A 20,509-nucleotide genomic window follows, 5' to 3' on the forward strand; every position below is an offset into this window, starting at 1 on the left:
AATTATTCATCACAAAACCTGATTTAGGTTTTTTTACACTTAAATTAAGTGTTTGTTATTTATGGCTAAAATATTGTTGTTGATAAAACGTACTGATTCTTTATCAATTTGCTTGTTCCTTGGTGATGATTTGAAACATATTAGCGCTATTGAATATTCATCCCGTTGATGATTCGCCGGTTGGTTCGTAGTTTCGTAACTCTATATTTTGATACGAGCTATGCAGTAGTACTGACTCGCGGTTGGCTAAATAGAATAAAGAGAAGAGTATATGTTAACTAGCAATTCACATGATTGGCAGCAAGGATTAGCTCACCAAGGAACAACCCTACGTGGAGTCGACTTAAATCTGCTAACCGTGTTTGATGCAGTTATGCAGGAGCAAAATATCACTCGCGCCGCAAAAAATCTGAACATGTCCCAGCCTGCAGTAAGTAATGCAGTAGCGCGCTTGAAAGTGATGTTTAAAGACGATCTATTTATGCGTCAAGGTCGTGGTATTTCTCCCACTCTTCGTGCGCGTCAATTGTTTGTCCCTGTTCGTCAGGCACTGCAATTGGTTAAGAATGAACTGCCTGGTGCGGTATTTGATCCAGCAACATCGACCAACACATTCTCTATTGCAATAGGGACACCTAATGATGTTCGCTTTGCGCCTCAGCTTATCAAAACCACCACAGAGAAAGCGCCTAACGTTAAGTTGAATCTGGACTCGCATGGTGGGGTTTCATTGCATGAGAAGCTTAAGCAGCAAGAGCTGGATTTTGTCATTGATTATACGCGCTTCGAACAACCTGGCTTTGTAAGTACTGAACTATACAGCGATGAGCTTGTGGTGATTTGTGCAAACGATCATCCCCGTTTAGGGAACAAGCACCAGATCTCTATGGAGCAGCTTTTAGCTGAGCAACATGCACGCTTGTCTCCTGCTAGCGATGTGATGGGTTTGAGCGATCGAATCTACAAGAGCTTAGAGGTGACCTCTTCATACCGAGGTGCAACCTTGGGTAACTTGATCGCGGTTTCTGCGCAATCTGAACTTATTTGTGTTGTGCCTCGCTGGGTAAAAGACTTTTTCCCGACAAACCTAGGTATCCATGCATTGCCATTCCCTGGTGAGCTAGCTGAGATTAAAGCATACCTAACATGGCATGAATCGCGTGAAAACGATGAAGCACATGTGTGGATGAGAGAGCAATTAATGACGGTTTGCGGAGAAGTTGTAACAAAAGATCGTTAGGGATCTTTAGCCAAAAATAGCGCATAAAATCATCAAGCACCAAAAACTAGGTTTTTTGGTGCTTTTTTATTAGCCATATGCAATTAATGACTACTCTTACCAGTAAGTAAAAACCGGATTTATGTCCAATTTTGTATGATGAGAAAGCTATTAGAATTGCGTTTTATTTGCCCGACTGTAAACTATGCGCTCACTCAGCTTACACCTGTAAGCCAAAAGGTAGAGGTTTATGACCAGTTCAGAGTTTCACATTGTAAAAAAGGTTCGCCAACAGGTTGTAGATGGAGGAGATCGCGCGGCACTCAAACATAAGTTTGATGGTGCTTGGCACGATATTTCTTGGTCGCAATTTGGACAGCAAATGGATGCTGTTTCTATGGCACTTTTGGCTCAAGGATTGAGTGTTCAGGATAAGGTCGGTATCTATGCCAACAACATGCCAAAATGGACAATGGCAGATATTGGTGCATTACAAGCACGTGTTGTAACCGTTCCTATTTATCCTACTAATACAGCAGAACAGTCTGCTTATGTTATTCAAAACGCAGACGTGAAGGTGTTGTTCGTTGGTGAACAAGAGCAATATGACGCGTCTGTAGGCATCTTCGATCAATGCGAACAGCTAGAGCTGATTGTTGCCATGTGCGACAGCATTAAACTTGAAGATAATAGCTTCAGCCTTTCTTGGGATGACTTCCTTAAGTCTTCAGAGAAAAACGATACCGAAACGCTCAATACTGAATTTGAGCAGCGTCTTGCTGACGCGAACCTAGATGACCTTGTGACGCTGATTTACACCTCAGGTACCACAGGTCAGCCAAAGGGCGTGATGCTGGACTACACGAACTTTGCCTCTCAATTGGAAGGGCACGTTGAGCGCTTGAACCTAACTAAAGACGATGTGTCTTTGTGTTTCTTGCCTCTTTCGCATGTATTTGAGCGCGCATGGACCATGTTCGTTCTGTATACCGGCGCAACCAATGCCTATTTGGTTGATACCATGCAGGTGAAAGATGCGCTAGGTGAGGTTAAGCCTACAGTGATGTGTGCTGTACCTCGCTTCTACGAGAAGATTTTCTCTGCAATTCACGAAAAAGTGTCTCGTTCTTCTTTTGTTAAGAAAGCGATGTTCACTTGGGCTGTTAACATGGGTGCACGTGTTGCACTGTGTAAGCAGGAAGAGCGTGAGCCTTCTTACTTACTTAAACGCAGCCATGCCTTAGCGGATAAATTAGTACTGAGTAAGCTCAGAGCTCTTTTAGGTGGCAATATTACGATGATGCCATGTGGCGGAGCCAAGCTGGATGAAACCATTGGCCGCTTTTTCCATGCACTTGGCTTGAACGTGAAGCTAGGCTACGGCATGACAGAAACAACGGCGACCGTGTCGTGTTGGGATGAGCCAGCATTTAACCCGGACTCTATCGGTACTTCAATGCCGGGCGCTCAAGTTAAGATCGGTGAAAACAACGAGATCTTAGTGCGTGGCCCTATGGTTATGCGTGGTTACTATAAGTTGCCAGAAGAAACAGCGAAAACCTTCGACGAGCATGGTTTCTTGAAGACGGGAGACGCGGGTCAATTTGATGACAACGGTAACCTGTTTATTACGGACCGAATCAAAGAGTTGATGAAGACCTCTGGTGGTAAGTACATCGCGCCTCAAGTGGTTGAAGGCACCATTGGTAAAGACCACTTTATCGAACAGATTGCCGTTATTGCGGACACACGCAAGTTTGTGTCTGCTTTGATCGTACCAAGCTTTGAGGCGCTAGAAGAGCATGCTAAAGAGCTTAACATCAAATACCACGATAAGGTTGAGCTGTTAAAGCACAGCCAAATCGTTGAAATGCTTGAAGCTCGAGTGGCTGAACTGCAACAAAACTTAGCTAAGTTTGAGCAAGTGAAAAAGTTCAAACTACTGCCTAAAGCCTTCTCTATGGAGAAGGGAGAACTGACTCCAACTCAGAAGCTTCGCCGTAAGGTTATCAATGACCGTTACCAAGACGAAATTGATGAAATGTACGATGAAACGGGCAAGAGCAAATCAAAGCCTAAAAAGTAGTGCATTAACGTAAACAATTAGAGCCCGCCACTTTATTAAGTTGGCGGGCTTTTTTTATTTAACGCTATTAAAAACAGATAGTTAAGAATCACGAGTCATATGGCTGTGCTTTTTTGTGATTTTTGTTAATGAAATGTGGTTTTTGCGTGGACAGCTGTAGGTCAAAAACGGTATGGTGGGCAGGTTATCCCACGCCTGCTATGGCCTGTGTGGGGACATAGTTGAATTGTTATTGAGGTACTTAAACGCTCAGTAATGATAAGGATACTTTTAGGCTACGAATAAGCCCTAGCTATGTAAAACCTAGCGGATAAGTGGACCAAACCTATTCGCAATCGGTAAGGAGAGATGTAATGAAAATGTTATCTGGCGCAGAAATGATCGTCCAGTCATTGATCGAAGAAGAAGTAGAGCAGATCTTTGGCTACCCCGGCGGTTCGGTACTTGATATCTACGATGCCCTTCATGCAAAGACTGATAAGATCAAACACGTCTTAGTGCGCCATGAACAAGCAGCAACGCATATGGCCGACGGTTATGCCCGCTCAACGGGTAAGCCTGGTGTCGTGCTCGTGTGTTCTGGCCCTGGTGCGACGAATACCGTTACTGGTATTGCGACAGCGTATATGGATTCGATCCCAATGATCGTCATTTCAGGAAACGTACCCAATAGCCTGATTGGTAATGATGCGTTTCAAGAGTGTGACATTGTCGGCGTATCGCGCCCGATCGTTAAACATAGCTTTTTAGTAAAGCGCGCTGAAGATATCGCCGAAACGGTTAAAAAAGCATTTTTCATCGCCTCGACTGGTCGTCCCGGTCCTGTGGTTATTGATGTGCCGAAAGATGTCATGAATCCTCAGATTAAACTCCCTTACGAGTATCCTGAATCCATCAAAATGCGTTCTTACAACCCAACCACATCTGGACATAAAGGACAGATCAAAAAGGCGTTGAAGGCGCTTTTAGAGGCGAAAAAGCCTGTGTTGTATGTGGGTGGCGGCGCGGTTATCTCAGAATCAGACCAATATCTAATTAGTTTGGCTGAGAAGCTGAACTTGCCTGTGGTGAGTACCCTTATGGGCTTAGGCGCTTTCCCTGGGATGCATAGCAACTCTTTGGGTATGCTGGGCATGCACGGTACTTACGAAGCCAACATGGCGATGCACAATGCCGATCTTATTTTTGGTGTGGGCGTACGATTTGATGACCGTACCACCAATAACCTAGAGAAGTACTGTCCTGACGCTAAGATCATCCATGTGGATATTGACCCGTCTTCAGTCTCTAAGAATGTCCGAGCAGACCTACCGATTGTGGGTTCTGCCGACAAGGTTCTTGAGTGCATGGTGTCGCTGTTGGAAAATCAAAATAGTGACAACGATAAAGAAGCCTTAGACCACTGGTGGAGTGAGATTGCGACTTGGCGTGAGCGTCAATGTTTAGCTTACGAGAAATCGCCAGACAAAATTAAACCGCAACAGGTTATTGAAACCCTGCACAAACTGACAGATGGTGATGCGTATGTGGCCTCTGACGTAGGTCAGCATCAAATGTTTGCGGCGCTTTACTACCCATTCAAACAGTCTCGCCGTTGGATTAACTCAGGCGGTCTAGGAACTATGGGCTTTGGTCTTCCTGCGGGAATGGGGGTTAAGTTCGCACACCCTGAAGAAGAAGTAGTGGTTGTGACTGGTGATGGCAGTATTCAAATGAATATCCAAGAGCTGTCTACGGCGCTCCAATACGGCATTCCAGTAAAAATCATTAACCTAAATAACCGCTTCCTAGGAATGGTTAAGCAGTGGCAAGACATCATCTACGAAGGACGTCACTCTAATTCCTACATGACTTCTGTACCTGATTTCGCAGCTATTGCTGAGGCTTATGGACATGTGGGTATTCGTATTTCCTCGCCAGATGAGCTCGAATCAGGCCTGCAAAAAGCATTAGATATGAAAGACCGCTTGGTATTTGTCGATATCAGCGTAGATGAAACCGAGCACGTGTATCCAATGCAAGTCAAAGGCGAAGGCATGGACAATATGTGGCTAAGCAAGACGGAGAGAACCTAACTATGAGACATATCATTTCCCTACTAATGGAAAACCAACCAGGTTCACTGTCTCGAGTAGTGGGTCTGTTCTCACAGCGTGGCTATAACATTGAATCTCTGACGGTATCACCAACAGACGATGAGACCCTTTCACGTCTGAATATCACAACAGAAACCAATGAACTGCAACTAGAGCAAATTCAGAAGCAACTGCACAAGTTGATTGATGTACTCAAGGTGCAAGAAGTGACTGAGTTTGATCACATTGAGCGTGAGCTTATGATGGTGAAACTAAAGGCATCGGGATTTGCTCGTGCTGAAGTGAAGCGCACCGCTGATATCTTCCGTGGGCAGATCGTTGATGTCACCGCCTCTCAGTACACAGTACAACTGGCGGGCACCAGTGAAAAGCTCGACGCTTTTATTCAAGCAGTATCTGAAATTACTGATGTGATTGAGGTAGCTCGAAGCGGAGTCGTGGGTATTGCCCGTGGCGAAAGAGCACTGAAAGCATAGTTTTCATTTCAGGTGTGTTGAAAAGCGAACGCTTGCTTATTGGTTTTGCATCTAGCTTAAGCTACTGAAAAATTAAAACTTTGTGCTTATTGTTAAAGTCATCCCTGTCACAGGGATGGCTTTTTTATTGCCTAGAACTTTGAGTTAGTGCAAATAGTATGATTATTGTGATTGCGTGGTGCTTTTTTGAACGATACACTGCGCCCAGTTTGAATGAACACAGCATCGCTGAGTGGGATAGGGATAGCGCAACTCTGTGATCATATCGAGGCGAAGTATGTTAAAGAATGCATTTGTAAGATTAGTGGTTGGTGGTTTATTGATGATGGCGGTGACATTTAACGCTGTTTACTTTTTACCACTAGTGTTGTTGATGAACACACATCGAAGTGAACTGTTCTCCTACTAAAACTTACTAAGAAATAGACATAAAAAAAGAGAGCCGATTGGCTCTCTTTTTTGTATCTGTATCGAACTACAAATTATAGTACGTGTACAGATGCAGTGTTAGTAGTACCTGAAGCAACTAGAGCGCCAGAAACCATAACTACGATGTCGCCTTTCTTACCAAAACCAGCTTCTAGAGCGTACTCTTTGCCGTTTTTGTAGAACTCATCAGTGCTGTCGATAGAATCAACAAGAACTGGACGAACACCTTTAGTAAGAACTAGCTGTGCAGCAGTCTTAGGGTTAGTTGTTAGAGCAACGATGCTTGCAGTTGGGAAGTACTTACGTACAGAACGTGCAGACTTGCCGCCTTCAGTAGCAACGATGATTAGTGGAGCAGCTAGCTTCTCAGCTGTGTCTACTGCGCCTTTACATACTGCTTCAGTGATGCGTAGACGTGGGCTGTCAAGACGAGAACCTAGTTCTGCTTTTAGCGCGCTGTCAGTACGGTTAGCGATTTGAGCCATGATAGCTACTGATTCTACTGGGTACTTACCTTTAGCAGTTTCACCAGAAAGCATTACTGCGTCAGTACCATCCATGATTGCGTTTGCAACGTCACCCGCTTCTGCGCGAGTTGGACGTGGGTTGCTGATCATAGAATCAAGCATTTGAGTTGCAGTGATAACAACTTTACGTGCACGGTTACACTTCTCGATCATCATCTTCTGAGCGAAGATTACTTCTTCAGCTGGGATCTCAACACCTAGGTCGCCACGAGCAACCATGATGCCGTCAGAAGCTTCAAGGATAGCGTCAAAGTTATCAACACCTTCTTGGTTCTCGATCTTAGAGATGATGTGGATGTTTTCGCCACCGTTAGCGTTTAGAAGCTCACGGATTTCTTTAACGTCTTCTTCTTTACGAATGAAAGAAGCAGCAACGAAATCAACGCCTTGCTCACAACCGAACTTAAGGTCAGCTTTATCTTTCTCAGAAAGAGCAGGAAGTTGAACAGAAACGCCAGGAAGGTTAACACCTTTGTTTTCGCCTAGTGCGCCGTTGTTAAGAACTTTACACTTAACTTCAGTTTCAGAAGTAGAGATAACTTCCATTTCGATTAGACCGTCGTCTACTAGGATAGTGTTACCAGCAGTTAGGTCGTTCGCGAAACCAAGGTAAGTTACAGCAACGATGTCTTTGTTACCAACTACAGCAGCATCTGTAGTGAAAGTGAATTCTTGACCAGCTACTAGATCAACGTCATTGCCGTCTTCTAGTTTGATTGTACGGATTTCTGGACCTTTAGTATCTAGAAGGATAGCTAGCTGCTTGCCTACTTTAGACATAACTTCGCGGTAGTTTTCGATACGCGCAGCGTGCTCTTCAAAGTTACCGTGAGAGAAGTTCAGGCGCATTACGTTCATGCCTGCATTTACTAGTTCAGTTAGCTTCTCTACAGATTCAGTTTTAGGGCCAATCGTACATACGATTTTGGTCTTTTTCATGGAAAATACTCTCCGGTAAGTATTACGTAAGTTTAAATAGGGTACTGGCGGCCATATTACTTCATTTGTAATTAAATTACAAAATTTACAGCGAGTCGTTAATTTGTGACTCAAAAAGCATTTATTGGCAACCACGACGACCAATCACACATTATCAGTCAATTTAAGAGCGATAATTGGATTATTTTTCGTCTAATCCGCCGTTAAAGTCTGAATGAACGCTTTAGTCATTCAGGCACTATCGGCAAAAATTCTGTAATAAAGTTTCTTTCTGGTGTCGGATTCTAACACCGAACTTAATGAAGTTCACGATTTAGAATTGTCTTAGAACAAGGTTTTAGCGCAAAATTATTATTTTTAACATTGAAATAAATCCACAGAGCTAAAACTAGGCCGGATCAGGCCTCAGCTGTGTTGTTGTTATCTAAATCTGGCGTTTCGGAACGTGTTATATTCTTCAACTATTGACTGATAGATCATCTGAAACGTTCAAAGAGGAATTGAGATGTTGAAACTGGGTGTTATAGGCTCAAACTGGATTACAGAGCGCTTTATTGATGCAGCAAAGGCAAGCGACTCGTTTACATTGCAGGCTGTCTATTCAAGGAAGATAGAGAACGCGAAGCAATTTGCCGAAAAACATCAAGCAAGTGATTGCTTTGACTCTTTAGAAGCCCTTGCCAACAGCAATGTTGATGCTGTCTATATCGCTAGCCCTAATTCATTGCATGCCCCTCAAGCGATTCAAATGATGAAAGCGGGTAAACACGTTATTGTGGAGAAACCGATTGCTTCAAACTTTGCACTGGCAGAGCAGATGTATCAGGTCGCTGAAGAGCAAGGTGTCATTCTCTTTGAAGCCTACATGTCTAGTTATCTTCCCAACTTCGATATTGTTAGGCAGTCTATCCCCAAACTAGGGAAGCTTCGTAAGGCGAATATTAACTACTGCCAGTATTCTTCTCGCTATCAAAAGTACTTGGACGGAGAGAACCCTAACACCTTCAATCCTGCATTCTCCAATGGCTCTATTATGGATATCGGTTTTTATTGTATTGCGGCCTGCGTTGAACTTTTTGGTGATCCTCAATCTATAAAAGCGCACGCCGCTTTGCTGGAATCGGGTGTTGATGGCCATGGCAGTGTCATCCTTAACTATGGGGATTTTGATGCGGTGGTTACCCATTCAAAGGTGAATGATTCTTACCTGCCTTGCGAAATACAAGGAGAGGATGCCGCACTACAAATTGACATGATTTCTTTGTGCCAAAGTGTGGAATGGCATCAAAGGGGGCAATCGCCTCGGTCTATTGCAATAGAGCAACACGCAAATCCTATGTACTACGAAGCCAAAGCCTTTGCCAAAGCCATAAAAAGCGGGCGAATTCACTCAGCAGACAAACAAAGAGCTTTGATAACCTCAAAGGTCATTACTGAGATTCGAGCGCAAACTGGGGTGGCTTTTCCTGCCGACCAGTAATTAAATAAGTCGAGATATCGATAAATATCAGAGTTTTACACCTAGATGACGGTTGGTAGCGGTATCTTGGTTTATTCTTAGAGCTGAGTAAATCTTTGTGGGACAGCATCTTATATGCGAACTAAAAATAAACGCTTCGACCTCAATTTATTAAGAGTCTTTGTGATTGCTTATCGCAGCCAATCTGTCACTAAGGCTGCTGATGAGTTAGATATGACTCAATCCGCGGTCAGTAATGCATTGGCACGGTTAAAAGACAATGCAGGGCAGGAGCTGTTTGCAAGAACGGGCAGGGGAATTAAGCCTACTCGATTTGCTCAGGATCTTTACGAGAGGTTAGCAAGTCCATTATTAGATATAGAGGCTTGCTTGTCTGGTCTTGAGAGCTTCGAGCCTGAACAAAGCCAGCGAACGTTTGTTGTCTATGTGCACGAAGGGCTCATTTATACCTTGCAGCGCGCGCTAGTGAATACCGCGATGCCACCGGGTATTGATGTGGTGACTAAAGAGCTGCCAGCAACTGAAGAAGCGATCTACGATGATCTTAGTAATGAAAAGGTCGATCTTGTTATCGACGTGGTGAAGTCCACCTCTCGAGTGTATACCACCCAACCACTGACCGAAAATAAACTCTGTTGTGTGGTGCGAAAAGGGCACCCGAGGTTTTCTAGTCATTCGATCAGTAAAGATCAATACCTGAGTGAAAAGCACGCCATACTTAACCTGCGTAGAAGAAGCCTGCCGTTCGTGGGTTGGTTCGTTGATGAAGTCTTACCACAGCGAGCAGTGCATTCTCAGCACTCTTCATTAATGGGCATAATGAGTGCGGTGTCATTTAGTGATGCGATCGCGACGGTTCCCTATCATCTTGCGCAGCAGTATCAAGATACCTTTGGGCTTGAGGTGTTGGACTTTCCCTTTGATGTGGATACCTACCAGTCTTACCTGGTTTGGAATAGCCGAATGAATCAAAACAAGGCTAATGTGTGGTTACGTGAGTTGGTCTCTAATCTACTTGCCAAAGATGAGCCGATAGTAAGTACTAACTGATGAGTAGGCTATGAGCATCGTTGGGTAGGTGTAAGATGCCCAAGTCTACAGCTTGCGTTGCGTTTATTTGCTTACTCACAATAGCGCTTAACACATCGACATCAATGATAATGGACTCTTCACTTTCCCCTTGTGGGACTTCATGTTGCTTGATGCTGATCCTAGAATCTGACGCTATGATCTTGTAGTAATGTCCTTTGCTCGATTCAAATAAGAACCACTCTCCCTCATTTTCAGAACTGAGTTGTTGTTGAAGTTGAAACATCAGCATCATCATTCTTTGCTCATAACGGCCACCAACAGCCACCTTTATCTTGCCAGCATTAATCGCTTGAGCGGTTGCTAATTGAAGACTAAAGGTTTGTTTTGGCACCTGATAAAGCGCGCCACTTCCAATGCCATCCATGACACATGCTGTTGCTAGTGATGGAACGAGCAATGTTGTAGACAAAAGCAAAGCTATGGTTTTTTTGATAAGGGTAGGCATGTTCAGCTCCAATCGTAAAATACATTAGGTCAACAGACCCTAAGCACTTCCGTGTGCTTAGCTTATCGAGATAAGCTTGCCTCCTAGGACTTTAGCCAACGCGTGTTTTTATTTGATTATCGGTTAATCGGAGACTCACCTGAGGCAGAGTAGCCCACGCTATACTTTGAGTGATCTTGTGGCTCTATCACGTTGAAATACATCTCGAAGTTGTCCAGATAACCCGTTAGTTCACCCAGCTTATCCAGACTGCCTTCCGCCTTAATTTCACCTGATTTGATCAACTCTTGCATGGTCGATTGCTGAGTCAGCAATTGATCGAAGGCTGAGCGTTGCATAGTCAATGTGAAGTTTGGATTGTTGACATCAAAGCCTTCAATCGAGCTCATGCGACCGTTCTTCACCTCGATGGCAAACTTCTCATTCTCATCGGTAATGATTAAGTTGGCGCGCATTTCAAAGTTGTCTTGCGCCGCCTTTGGTCCATTTAGGCGTACGCCCATGTAGTTCAGAAAATCTGCCGTTGGCATGTTTTGAATCATGTCTGCAGAGGCGGTCTTAGTGGATGCGCCTTTGACAATACCTCGGCGCAGTTCATCAGCGCCCACAAGAAATACGTTACGCTCTCCAGATGATTCACTCTGGTAGCCTAATTGCTCAAGACAGTCTGCTTGCAGGTATCGAGCTTGCTTGTTTTCAGGTTCAGCAAAGACCACCTTATTGACGATCTCAGCACACCAGCGGTAGTCACCTCGATCAAAGGCTTTGCTACCGGCAGCAATAATGTTGTCGGCACCAAAGTCTTCTACATAGCGTTTCGCTGATTCAGTCGTGCTGTGCGGAATCAGACTCGCTGGGTTCATGTCAAAGTAGCCTAGGTACTTATTTAATACCGCTTTGGCATTACGATGATAAGAACCGTGATAGCCACGCAAGTACCATTCATTGGCTAAGGTTTCAGGCACTTTAAATTCATCTTGGATGTCATTGATGTTGACGCCATGATTTGCCAGACGCAGAGATTCATCGTGCAGGTAGCCATACATATCACGCTGCTTCTCGAGGAAGTTAACCACGTTGTCGTTGCCCCAGCGAGGCCAGCTGTGAGAGGCGATCAGCACCTCTGAGTGATGACCAAACTCATACAAGGCTTCGTTGATCACATCTGCCCATTGCAAGGAGTCACGAACAAATGCGCCGCGAAGTGTGTACAGGTTATGAAGACCGCCCACGGTAGTTTCCGCACCCCAGTACGTCTTGTATTCTGGGATATAGGTGTTCATTTCTGATGGCGCTTCGGTTTCTGGCGCGTTCTGCATTACCAGCTCTAGGCCATCTACGGTAACGCTTTGGATGTCGTCTTGAACCTCTAGAGTCGGAATGATCAAAGACAGCTCACCAGAAGCCACGGACTTACCAATGGCCGCATCCACTTGTCCTTGAGCGCCTTTGTCTAGTGATGTGCCGTATTGGTACAGCACGCGCCTTGCCATTGCCGTCCCTGCCAGAACGTTTTCTGAGATCGAGTGTTTGGTAAAGCCACGAGGCGCAATGATCTCAACCTCACCAGCATCAACCTGCTGCTGAGAGACAATCCCTTTTACTCCACCAAAGTGGTCAGCATGAGAGTGAGAATACACCACTGCTTTTATTGGTAGATCGCCATTTGGAACATGCTTCTTAAACAGCTCATAAGCAGCTTCTGCTGTTTCAGGGATGGTCAATGGATCGAAGACAATCCAGCCATTTTCACTGCGTACGAAGGTAATATTGGCTAGGTCATAGCCACGTACCTGATAAACACCATCTCGCACTTGGTAAAGACCGTGCTTCATGTTTAGGACGGCTTGACGCTGCATACTAGGGTGAATGCTGTCAAAGTCTTTGCCTTGTAATAGGAAGTCATAGCTACCTAATTCCCAAGCAACGCTTTTGCCATCTTTGTTCATGATCTTAAGGTTGTCTTCACGAGCGATAAATCCTTTATCAGCCAACTCAAAATCCGTTGTATCAGAGAAGTTCAATTGTGAGCGCAGTGAGTTATTAAAGTCAGCGGTGTACTTAGTTGCATTTTTTGACTCAGCATTAAATGCGGGTAGCGCTTCGTTTGCACTGGCACCAGCAAAAGACGCTGTTGCGGTCAAAGCGCTAATAATGACTAAAGATAAAGGAAGAAGGTTCGCTTTCATAATGTCTCTCATAAGTGGGCAAAGTGCCGATGTGGGGTAGCTTATGAGAACTGAATGATTCAATCATTATGGGGAACTTGCTTTCAGATATTTTCAATATAAATATCTGGAGGTATTGAATTCATATGCCCGAGAAAATGCAGTTCTCCTTCAGCATGAATAGGAGAAAGATTAGATATTTTTAATGGAAATATCAGATTTACTGCTTCGGCTATTTTTTGAATGGTTAGATTTGGTTAAATTATCAGCGTTCCCAAACAACACTGACTACTGAGGTTGCCATGACAATGCGTACTAAATCTACTCTACTACTTCTGATTGCTTCTCTGTTTACTGTAACAGGCTGTGCATCAAACGAGGCAATGGATGCTGAGAATAAAAATGCGGGTCGTAACCGTGGCGCTATTGGTGGTGCCTTGCTAGGTGCAACGGCAGGTGCGTTAACTGGCGATGCTAGCTTAGCGGCTAAAGGGGCGGTAGCTGGCGGTGTTGCTGGTGGTGTTGCTGGCTCAATGAAAGATGTGGATGATGCTCGCTCTAAAGATAGAACAGAGATCCAGGCTGATGGCTTAAAGCAGGATAATCGCTCTGATGCTGAGAAGCGCCTTGCGGAGCTAGAGGCTGAAGTGAAAATCAAAGAGCTAGAAGCCAAACTGGCTGATATGGAAGAGCAAAAAGACGGCTCTGAAGAGAGCTAATAGTTGGGGCAACTTTGTATTCCATATTAACGCCAAGCAATGCTTGGCGTTTTTGCGTTTATCCAAGTTTTGTTGCTAATCTAAACGCATGTTTATCGTGCGAGCAATTTTATAGTGCTATTTCCAGAGCAGCCTCAATGGTTAGAGGTAGAGCAGGGTTGGCTCTATTACGACCCCAAATTCATGCTACCTAACGAGGCCAATGAGTTATTTCAGTCTCTGCACAATCAACTTCCTTGGGAGCAGCGAGCAATCAAAATGTACGGACGCTCGGTGATGCAGCCAAGGCTACACGTATTGTGTGGTACGCACGCTTATAGATACTCGGGTATTACCCTTGAGCCCTTGCCTTGGCCAGCACTAATACAGCCTATCAAGGAAAGAGTGGAAAGCATTGCCCAGCAAAGCTTTAATACTGCTCTGATCAATCTCTACCGTGATGGGCAAGACCACATGGGATGGCATAGTGATGATGAAAAATCATTGGGAGATTCCCCCATCATTGCTTCATTAAGCCTAGGTGCTAGTCGGCGTTTCATTCTTAAGCACAAACAGACCAAGCAAAAGATAGAGTACATATTAGAGGATGGCGCTTTACTGGTAATGGCGGGCGATTTGCAAGCGCATTGGCAACACTGTATCCCAAAAACCACAAAAGTCTCACAACCGCGTATTAATCTTACCTTTCGGAGTGTGATAGGCTAGCTCGCATACTCATCTAGAATGGACCACGAGCATGCAACAAACACACACTTATCCAATTGGAACACCCGGTCAAAAGTGGACTCAAAAAGAAGTTCAACAATGGCGTGAGAGTCGCACTTTACAGCGTTCTTATAAAGACGAAGTGCTTTCTAAGATGGATGAAATCGGTGATAGCTTCGAGCGTGTTCAATATGGAGAGCTGGATTACCCATCAGGGCCTTACCCACTGTTTGGCTTTAAATCTAAGCAATGGCATAGCGATAAGCCAACGGTACTTGTCACCGGTGGTGTACATGGTTACGAGACCAGTGGCGTACAAGGCGCACTGCTGTTTTTGAAAGAAACGGCCTCTCAGTATCAAAGCGACTTCAATCTCATTGTTGCACCCTGTGTATCTCCTTGGGGCTATGAAATCATTAATCGCTGGAACCCAGAGGCAGTAGACCCAAATCGCTCATTTGTAGAGAACAGCTCAGCCCCTGAGTCTGCGCTAGTGATGCAGTTTGTCAAAGACCTAGGTGTTGAAGTCTTTGCACATATCGATCTGCATGAGACTACAAACAGTGATGAAGAAGAATTTAGACCGGCCTTAGCGGCACGCGATGGGCTGGAGTACTTTGAGGGTTCAATTCCTGATGGTTTTTATACTGTGGGCGACACTGAAAATCCATGTGAAGAGATGCAGACAGCCATTATTGCTTCCGTGGAAAAAGTCACTCATATTGCCCCTGCTGACCCAGATGGCACCATCATTGGTTCACAAGTGGTACAGCATGGCGTAATTAACTATCCGCTAGAAAAACTGGGCCTATGCGCTGGCTTTAGCAAGGCCAAATACACCACGACAACCGAAGTGTATCCAGACAGCGCTAAAGCAACAACCGAGGAGTGTAACCGCGCCCAAGTAGCGGCGATTACCGGAATGTTGGATTACCTTAAAGCGCTTTAATTGACGTTAAGAGGTGGCGACGACCGCGTCGGAAATAGCCACCTCTTTATTAGTCAAGGCTTGGATATCTTTCCACAGCATTGGGGCTACGATCATTGTCAATGCAAGGTTTGACAATGGCACGGCCACCCAGACACCCTCAACACCAAACCATTGAGGAACAAAGAACAGAAACGGTAATTGCACTAGCATGTTGCCCACAGAAACGAACATCGCCTTTCCTGCTTTGCCCACCGCCATAAAGTACACCGAAGCCAAGAATAAGAATCCATCTAGAAATAGAGCTGCTAGATGCAGTCGCATCCCCGTAACTGTGGTAGCTATCAATTCTGCATTTGAATCCGAGAACCAAGAGATAAAGAACTCAGGAAACAGATTCAATAGCACGACTGTTGCGACGCCCGATATCAATACTACCTTCAGCGCCAAAGCCACAGTCCCCTTGATGCGGCTATAACGCTTTTCGCCAAAATCGTAGCTCACGGGAGGCTGCATGCCTGATGCGATGCCCTCCGCAAACAAATAGTACATCGTGGCTATATAGCCGATGATGGCAAAGGCACCGACATGAACCTCAGTGCCGTAGTGCATCAATAAGCGATTATGCAGCGCGATAACAAAAGAGAAATAAGCAAACATCAGCATGCTAGATGCGCCTAACTGACAGATGCGAAACGCTTTTTGAAAATCAAACGCCAGGCTTGTTAAGCGAATCTCGGCTTTATTAGAGACAAAATAAGCAAGACCAAGCACAGTCACGACGAGTTGAGATATTGCCGTAGCAATGGCTGCCCCTTGCAGTCCTTGGTCAAGAACGCCTATGTACAGGTAGTCCAAGATTATATTGAGTACAGCACCAATGATGGTTAATACCGTAGCCACCTTTGGGCTATTGTCGTTGCGGACAAGCATTGGGATAACAGTGGCTGAAATCGCCATAGGCGCACTGTAAACAAAGATACTGATGTAATTGAAACCGTGAGTAAGAGACTCGCCCGCAGCGCCCTGCAGTACCAATAGGTCTCGCCCCCATACACCAATAATTGGCATAGAGATGAGGGAGAACAAGATGGTTAAGCCAATGGCGGTTTGTAAAACATTGGTCGCTTGCTGAGGCTGTCTCTCACCGCGATACATGGAAACAAGGCTTCCTGCCCCCATACCCACGAGGATGCCAAATCCCATAATGGTCGCAATGATAGGCCACGCCATATTGATACCGGCAAGACCCGAATAGCCCACATAATGACCAACAAAAATACCGTCGATGATTTGATACAAGCCACTGATCAGCATTGCCGCTACAGAAGGTATGGCAAAGCGCCAGAATACTTGGCTAACTGATTCGTCTTGTTTTATCGCTTCGGTGGTCATGCTTTTCTATCTGGCTAAATAATTTGGCCCCATTATCTAGTAAAATATGATATATAAAAGTTAGTTACTATCCGTTTAGCGTATAGGTGAAACCATGAACTGGACCCTAGATCAACTGCAGTCATTTGTATATTCAGCTCAATTGGGCTCCTTTTCGGCTGCTGCCCGTAAATTAGGCAAGGCGCAATCTCGAGTCAGTACCGCGGTCGCAAACTTAGAGGCGGACCTAGGCTTTGAGCTGTTTGATCGCTCTCGTAAATTACCTGAGCTCACTCCTCTTGGAAAAGAGATGCTGGTGGAGGCAAAAGGCGTGCTTGAGCAAGCTCAGCGCCTGCAATCACGCGCGTTAAGTGCCTCTAAAAAGGAAGAGATTGAGCTGGTGTTAGCGGTAGATGAGGCGATTCAGGTCATGGCATTTGCCCCAATATTTGTGGAGTTGGGTGAGGCTTTTCCAAATCTAAAGCTCACTATTATCAATGGGTCTAGAGAAGATATTTCGCTGTATATAGAGCAAGGAAAAGCGGACCTTGGGGTGTTGTTTAAGTCACGTCAAATTGATGAAGAGTTAGAGTTTACTTCGATAGGCCAGTATCGATTGCGACTCATTGCAGGGCAAGACCATCCCCTTACTCGCGTAAAGTCACCGACTATAGTGGACCTGCAGCAATACCGGCAGTTTGTTATCTGCGATCGCAACGGAGAAGGTCGGGATGAACCCTTAGTCGCTCATCATTGGTACATAGACAGCTATTTTGTCATCGGTGATTTAGTGGGAAATGGAATGGGGTGGGCGCTCATTCCTGATCATATTGCTTCAGCTCAGTGGTATCGTGATAGTTTGGTGCAGTTACCCGCAGACAACTTGCCGGTTAGCCTTACCGCTGAGGTGGGGTTGATACGTCGACGAGAAAATGGGATCGGTGTGGTGAGTGAGTGGCTACATCACGCATTGAAAAATATCTTTATTCAACCATCCAGCATTTAGGCCGTGCGCTGGTGAAAGGGACTTTACTGTGTTTTCGGCAGACCTTGCGCGGTAATGCAGTCATCATGTGTTAAATAGGCCACAGTAATCGCCATAAGGGCAAGTATCCCAGTTGGTATCAAATAGAGTGGGGTTTGATAGTTGTAAAAATAAAAGCTCATGCCCGCAAAGATAACGTTCATGCCCACCGCTGACATAGAGGCGGTATTTTTTTTGAGAATGCCCATCGCCATTAACATTTCTAACACCGCAATAAAGTAGCCGTACCAAGTGGATAGGCTCATTTCTTTGAATGGCAGATGCAGCAGTTCTACCCCCGAAAACTTGGCGATACTCGATATCGCAAAAACGAGCGACAATATGATGCTGAATACCTTTATCAGCCTCTTTTCTTTCTGATCCATAGATTTCCCTAGATAGCTCTCACAGTTAACGGCCACTAGACTCAATCTCGGGGGGCGGGAAAGTGATATACAACTGAGTGCTTAGTGTGTGGTGTGAATTGAAATAAATTGTGAACAACAATTATACCGTACAGCTCACAGAATAGTAACATCATGATCCAAAAAGATTTTTTGTTGTAGCCAAGATGGAAGCGTTGACGTTGTTAATTGCGCTGTTAGGTAAAAGGTAACGCGAACTTACATTGCCTGACATTTCCATTTTTAGATTATAGAGTAATAGATCTAATTTTAAGTTCTTTTAAAACAATAGGTTAGTAGTAGTTATTTGAATTGAAATAGTACGGTCATGTTTGTGTCATCGTTTGCTTAAAAAACTGAAACCAGAATGTAATGCAAGCCTCTTAGTTTCCCTAGCCATTAATAACCTAGTAGGGAAACACAACAATGTTACCGTCAAAAAAATCCTTTCTCGCAACTCTAGTTGCCTTAACCTTGGCTGGCTGTAATAGCGGCAGTACCGATTCAGGTAATGATACGCAAAAACCTGATGAGCCGAATATTCCAGAAGCCCAAGCAGAGCTAACCATAGGTTTGCTTCCTGATACTCAGGCTGATGGTATTAAGGTTGCTGAGCATCCAATGAGAGCAGTGCTCGATAAGCATCTTGAGCAAGGGGTTAACATTGTTATTCCTGTTGGTGACCTAACAGATAAAGGCACAACGACCGAGTGGGAAAGCTGGGTTGGAATTGCTCGTGAGTACAAGGCTCAAGGAATGGAGTTTTTACCCTTGATGGGCAACCACGAAGATAGCTTTGCCTATACCACTGAATGGATTGACTACATGAAGGAGTTCATTCCCGAGGACGCGGTGCACATGCCTAAGCGTGAGTGGTTGAACTACTACGTGATTCGTAAGAACACCCTGATCATCCCACTCGCGTATTGGAACCTGCCAATTGCTTTCCCGTGGATAAAAGAAGTAGTCGCCGAGCATCGTAACAATATCGATCATGTTGTCATTGCCAGCCATGATGGCTTAGTGGGTGCGAAATATGGTGAGACACGCGAGCTTATCGTAGAAGGCACAGAGGGTGGCTACCGCGATGATAAACTGCACAGCCAGTGGGACCAGATCCGTGACTTCTTCTATGAGAATGATGTGGTGTGGGTTCAGGGACATGAGCATCTTTACCAACGTTCAGTGATTAAAGCGCCAGTCGGCACTGAGACTCAATCTTGGACTCCGACTGGGGGCAATTATCGCCTTCCTCAATACACTCAGATTGTCAGCGGCAACGCCTCGTACAAAGGCTATGAGTTCCGGTACGGTGAGCGTGAGTTGGTGCAAAACGTAATTCAGATGAAGATGGGTACATACAACGAGGGCCATGACTCCTACGCCTATGATGTGAATGCGGCGCAACTTGCTATCAAGGGTGATCGCATAGATTACACGGCATTCTCTGCGCCTCATACCGTCAAGCACAATGACGATGGGGCAAAAGAGCTTGTTGATCCAGAGTGGGTACTAATGGATAAGTTCTCTCGCACTAATAATCGCTGTGAAAAGATTATCTATGCCAATAGCCTACCGGAAGATATGCGACCAGTGCTGGAGTATACCGCTAGCTACCGCACCAACGAGTGTGTTGCTGATGATGGTTCACGAGTCAGGGTTTTAGCGGGAGAGAACAACACCTTCAACCGTGTTGATTCAACGCAGAGAACACTAAGCTGGACTGAGGGCTACAGTAAGGCACAAAGCCAAAACGAGCTTATGCGCATGGCTTATCAGTTCTTGTTCCAAAAGCATGCTTCTTGGACACCGAATCTAAATGGTGATGAGCGTATCTATCCAAACGAAGAGAACGAAAACGTCACCGTTCGTGCTACGACGATTGATATGAAGAAACTTTTATCTCTGAGTTGGTCTGAAGCAAGCAAAGAAACAGCATCCGATATTGCCATAATCTCTGGCACTCAAAACCAATCGGGCATTTACCAAAATGCGTACGGCGGTGAAAAGGATATTCAGACTGAACAAGGCATGCCGGGAAGCCAACCTGATGGCTCAGCAAAAGCGCCTCATCCTCTACCTAGCTACGCAACAGCAGACTGGGATCTGTTAAAGCAATCTTCAGACCCGTATGCCTTCCAGTTTGAGGTGGCACCAGGGGTAGACTTTGATAAGCATCAGCTGGCATGGAAAAAAGGGTGGGGAGAATGGCAGACCATTACCTCTGATGAGTGTGTATTCGAAGGGCGTTTTGAAGACGAGTACCTAGATACACCGCCAAACCGAGTTCCAGGATGCCATGCCGAGCCTTTGGTCGGTAAAGATGCTGCGGAGAATAACTTCTGGGTTGTCCTTCATGGTGATGCAGAAATTGCTCTGATCAAGTAATTCGAAATTA

The 20,509-nt window shown here is 45.1% G+C and carries 17 protein-coding genes; 12 read left to right on the plus strand and 5 right to left on the minus strand.

Features of this window, described 5'->3' with window-relative positions:
• Nucleotides 1-271 precede the first annotated feature (271 nt).
• The 5 genes from leuO to A6E01_RS21610 all read left to right on the plus strand — a co-directional run bounded on the left by leuO (nucleotide 272) and on the right by A6E01_RS21610 (nucleotide 6,286).
• Nucleotides 272-1,240 (plus strand): transcriptional regulator LeuO, encoded by a 969-nt coding sequence (gene leuO, locus A6E01_RS01670; RefSeq protein WP_017028775.1) that lies wholly within the window; start codon nucleotides 272-274, stop codon nucleotides 1,238-1,240.
• A 229-nt stretch (nucleotides 1,241-1,469) separates the two neighbouring features.
• Nucleotides 1,470-3,305, plus strand: coding sequence for an AMP-dependent synthetase/ligase (locus A6E01_RS01675; protein WP_017028774.1), 1,836 nt, complete (start codon nucleotides 1,470-1,472; stop codon nucleotides 3,303-3,305).
• 353 nt (nucleotides 3,306-3,658) lie between these two features.
• A complete protein-coding gene (locus tag A6E01_RS01680) occupies nucleotides 3,659-5,380 on the plus strand; it encodes an acetolactate synthase 3 large subunit (RefSeq protein ID WP_017028773.1) in 1,722 nt (573 codons plus the stop codon).
• 2 nt (nucleotides 5,381-5,382) lie between these two features.
• Complete coding sequence (ilvN, locus tag A6E01_RS01685; RefSeq protein ID WP_026012667.1) at nucleotides 5,383-5,877, plus strand: acetolactate synthase small subunit; 495 nt, start codon at nucleotides 5,383-5,385, stop codon at nucleotides 5,875-5,877.
• Between the two features lie 277 nt (nucleotides 5,878-6,154).
• Nucleotides 6,155-6,286 (plus strand): hypothetical protein, encoded by a 132-nt coding sequence (locus tag A6E01_RS21610; protein ID WP_257744110.1) that lies wholly within the window; start codon nucleotides 6,155-6,157, stop codon nucleotides 6,284-6,286.
• A gap of 73 nt (nucleotides 6,287-6,359) precedes the next feature.
• Here the strand turns inward: A6E01_RS21610 and pykF are convergent, their stop codons facing one another.
• Nucleotides 6,360-7,772: a pyruvate kinase PykF gene (gene pykF / locus A6E01_RS01690; RefSeq protein WP_017028771.1), complete on the minus strand. Its 1,413-nt coding sequence runs from the start codon at nucleotides 7,770-7,772 to the stop codon at nucleotides 6,360-6,362.
• Between the two features lie 505 nt (nucleotides 7,773-8,277).
• Here pykF and A6E01_RS01695 point away from each other — a divergent pair.
• A complete protein-coding gene (locus A6E01_RS01695) occupies nucleotides 8,278-9,252 on the plus strand; it encodes a Gfo/Idh/MocA family protein (protein WP_017028770.1) in 975 nt (324 codons plus the stop codon).
• A 114-nt stretch (nucleotides 9,253-9,366) separates the two neighbouring features.
• Entirely contained in the window at nucleotides 9,367-10,302 is a 936-nt protein-coding gene (locus tag A6E01_RS01700; RefSeq protein ID WP_082961324.1) for a LysR family transcriptional regulator, read from the plus strand.
• Here the strand turns inward: A6E01_RS01700 and A6E01_RS01705 are convergent.
• Nucleotides 10,295-10,789 carry a hypothetical protein gene (locus A6E01_RS01705; protein ID WP_017028768.1) on the minus strand — a complete coding sequence of 165 codons (495 nt, stop codon included), beginning with the start codon at nucleotides 10,787-10,789 and terminating at the stop codon, nucleotides 10,295-10,297. The two genes, A6E01_RS01700 and A6E01_RS01705, sit on opposite strands and share 8 nt — an antisense overlap.
• Nucleotides 10,790-10,905: 116 nt before the next feature.
• Nucleotides 10,906-12,978: an alkyl/aryl-sulfatase gene (locus tag A6E01_RS01710; protein ID WP_065209443.1), complete on the minus strand. Its 2,073-nt coding sequence runs from the start codon at nucleotides 12,976-12,978 to the stop codon at nucleotides 10,906-10,908.
• A 281-nt stretch (nucleotides 12,979-13,259) separates the two neighbouring features.
• On the opposite strand from A6E01_RS01710, the gene A6E01_RS01715 reads away from it, so the two are divergent.
• The 3 genes from A6E01_RS01715 (at nucleotide 13,260) to A6E01_RS01725 (ending at nucleotide 15,330) form a co-directional block, all read left to right on the plus strand.
• Complete coding sequence (locus A6E01_RS01715; protein ID WP_017028766.1) at nucleotides 13,260-13,676, plus strand: hypothetical protein; 417 nt, start codon at nucleotides 13,260-13,262, stop codon at nucleotides 13,674-13,676.
• A 114-nt stretch (nucleotides 13,677-13,790) separates the two neighbouring features.
• Nucleotides 13,791-14,381 (plus strand): alpha-ketoglutarate-dependent dioxygenase AlkB family protein, encoded by a 591-nt coding sequence (locus A6E01_RS01720; protein WP_017028765.1) that lies wholly within the window; start codon nucleotides 13,791-13,793, stop codon nucleotides 14,379-14,381.
• Nucleotides 14,382-14,412: 31 nt separating this feature from the next.
• Nucleotides 14,413-15,330, plus strand: coding sequence for a M14 family metallopeptidase (locus A6E01_RS01725; protein WP_065209444.1), 918 nt, complete (start codon nucleotides 14,413-14,415; stop codon nucleotides 15,328-15,330).
• Nucleotides 15,331-15,336: 6 nt separating this feature from the next.
• On the opposite strand, the gene A6E01_RS01730 is transcribed toward A6E01_RS01725, so the two are convergent.
• Nucleotides 15,337-16,704 carry an MATE family efflux transporter gene (locus A6E01_RS01730; RefSeq protein ID WP_017028763.1) on the minus strand — a complete coding sequence of 456 codons (1,368 nt, stop codon included), beginning with the start codon at nucleotides 16,702-16,704 and terminating at the stop codon, nucleotides 15,337-15,339.
• A 94-nt stretch (nucleotides 16,705-16,798) separates the two neighbouring features.
• Here A6E01_RS01730 and A6E01_RS01735 point away from each other — a divergent pair, with 94 nt between their 5' ends.
• Nucleotides 16,799-17,689 carry a LysR family transcriptional regulator gene (locus tag A6E01_RS01735; protein WP_017028762.1) on the plus strand — a complete coding sequence of 297 codons (891 nt, stop codon included), beginning with the start codon at nucleotides 16,799-16,801 and terminating at the stop codon, nucleotides 17,687-17,689.
• A gap of 23 nt (nucleotides 17,690-17,712) precedes the next feature.
• Here A6E01_RS01735 and A6E01_RS01740 read toward each other — a convergent pair whose 3' ends face one another.
• Nucleotides 17,713-18,093, minus strand: a complete 381-nt coding sequence (locus A6E01_RS01740) for a hypothetical protein (protein WP_017028761.1) — start codon at nucleotides 18,091-18,093, stop codon at nucleotides 17,713-17,715.
• Between the two features lie 444 nt (nucleotides 18,094-18,537).
• Here A6E01_RS01740 and A6E01_RS01745 point away from each other — a divergent pair, with 444 nt between their 5' ends.
• On the plus strand, nucleotides 18,538-20,499 hold the full coding sequence (locus tag A6E01_RS01745; RefSeq protein WP_017028760.1) for a metallophosphoesterase family protein: 1,962 nt from the start codon (nucleotides 18,538-18,540) through the stop codon (nucleotides 20,497-20,499).
• Nucleotides 20,500-20,509: the final 10 nt, after the last annotated feature.

Origin of the sequence: Vibrio breoganii (assembly GCF_001677275.1) — a bacterium.
GTDB lineage: Bacteria > Pseudomonadota > Gammaproteobacteria > Enterobacterales > Vibrionaceae > Vibrio > Vibrio breoganii.

Excerpts from the sequence above, each read along its gene's own strand:
- leuO (WP_017028775.1), top strand. The coding sequence starts at position 272 with ATGTTAACTAGCAATTCACATGATTGGCAGCAAGGATTAGCTCACCAA.
- A6E01_RS01675 (WP_017028774.1), top strand. The coding sequence starts at position 1,470 with ATGACCAGTTCAGAGTTTCACATTGTAAAAAAGGTTCGCCAACAGGTT.
- A6E01_RS01680 (WP_017028773.1), top strand. The coding sequence starts at position 3,659 with ATGAAAATGTTATCTGGCGCAGAAATGATCGTCCAGTCATTGATCGAA.
- ilvN (WP_026012667.1), top strand. The coding sequence starts at position 5,383 with ATGAGACATATCATTTCCCTACTAATGGAAAACCAACCAGGTTCACTG.
- A6E01_RS21610 (WP_257744110.1), top strand. The coding sequence starts at position 6,155 with ATGTTAAAGAATGCATTTGTAAGATTAGTGGTTGGTGGTTTATTGATG.
- pykF (WP_017028771.1), bottom strand. The coding sequence starts at position 7,772 with ATGAAAAAGACCAAAATCGTATGTACGATTGGCCCTAAAACTGAATCT.
- A6E01_RS01695 (WP_017028770.1), top strand. The coding sequence starts at position 8,278 with ATGTTGAAACTGGGTGTTATAGGCTCAAACTGGATTACAGAGCGCTTT.
- A6E01_RS01700 (WP_082961324.1), top strand. The coding sequence starts at position 9,367 with ATGCGAACTAAAAATAAACGCTTCGACCTCAATTTATTAAGAGTCTTT.
- A6E01_RS01705 (WP_017028768.1), bottom strand. The coding sequence starts at position 10,789 with ATGCCTACCCTTATCAAAAAAACCATAGCTTTGCTTTTGTCTACAACA.
- A6E01_RS01710 (WP_065209443.1), bottom strand. The coding sequence starts at position 12,978 with ATGAAAGCGAACCTTCTTCCTTTATCTTTAGTCATTATTAGCGCTTTG.
- A6E01_RS01715 (WP_017028766.1), top strand. The coding sequence starts at position 13,260 with ATGACAATGCGTACTAAATCTACTCTACTACTTCTGATTGCTTCTCTG.
- A6E01_RS01725 (WP_065209444.1), top strand. The coding sequence starts at position 14,413 with ATGCAACAAACACACACTTATCCAATTGGAACACCCGGTCAAAAGTGG.
- A6E01_RS01730 (WP_017028763.1), bottom strand. The coding sequence starts at position 16,704 with ATGACCACCGAAGCGATAAAACAAGACGAATCAGTTAGCCAAGTATTC.
- A6E01_RS01735 (WP_017028762.1), top strand. The coding sequence starts at position 16,799 with ATGAACTGGACCCTAGATCAACTGCAGTCATTTGTATATTCAGCTCAA.
- A6E01_RS01740 (WP_017028761.1), bottom strand. The coding sequence starts at position 18,093 with ATGGATCAGAAAGAAAAGAGGCTGATAAAGGTATTCAGCATCATATTG.
- A6E01_RS01745 (WP_017028760.1), top strand. The coding sequence starts at position 18,538 with ATGTTACCGTCAAAAAAATCCTTTCTCGCAACTCTAGTTGCCTTAACC.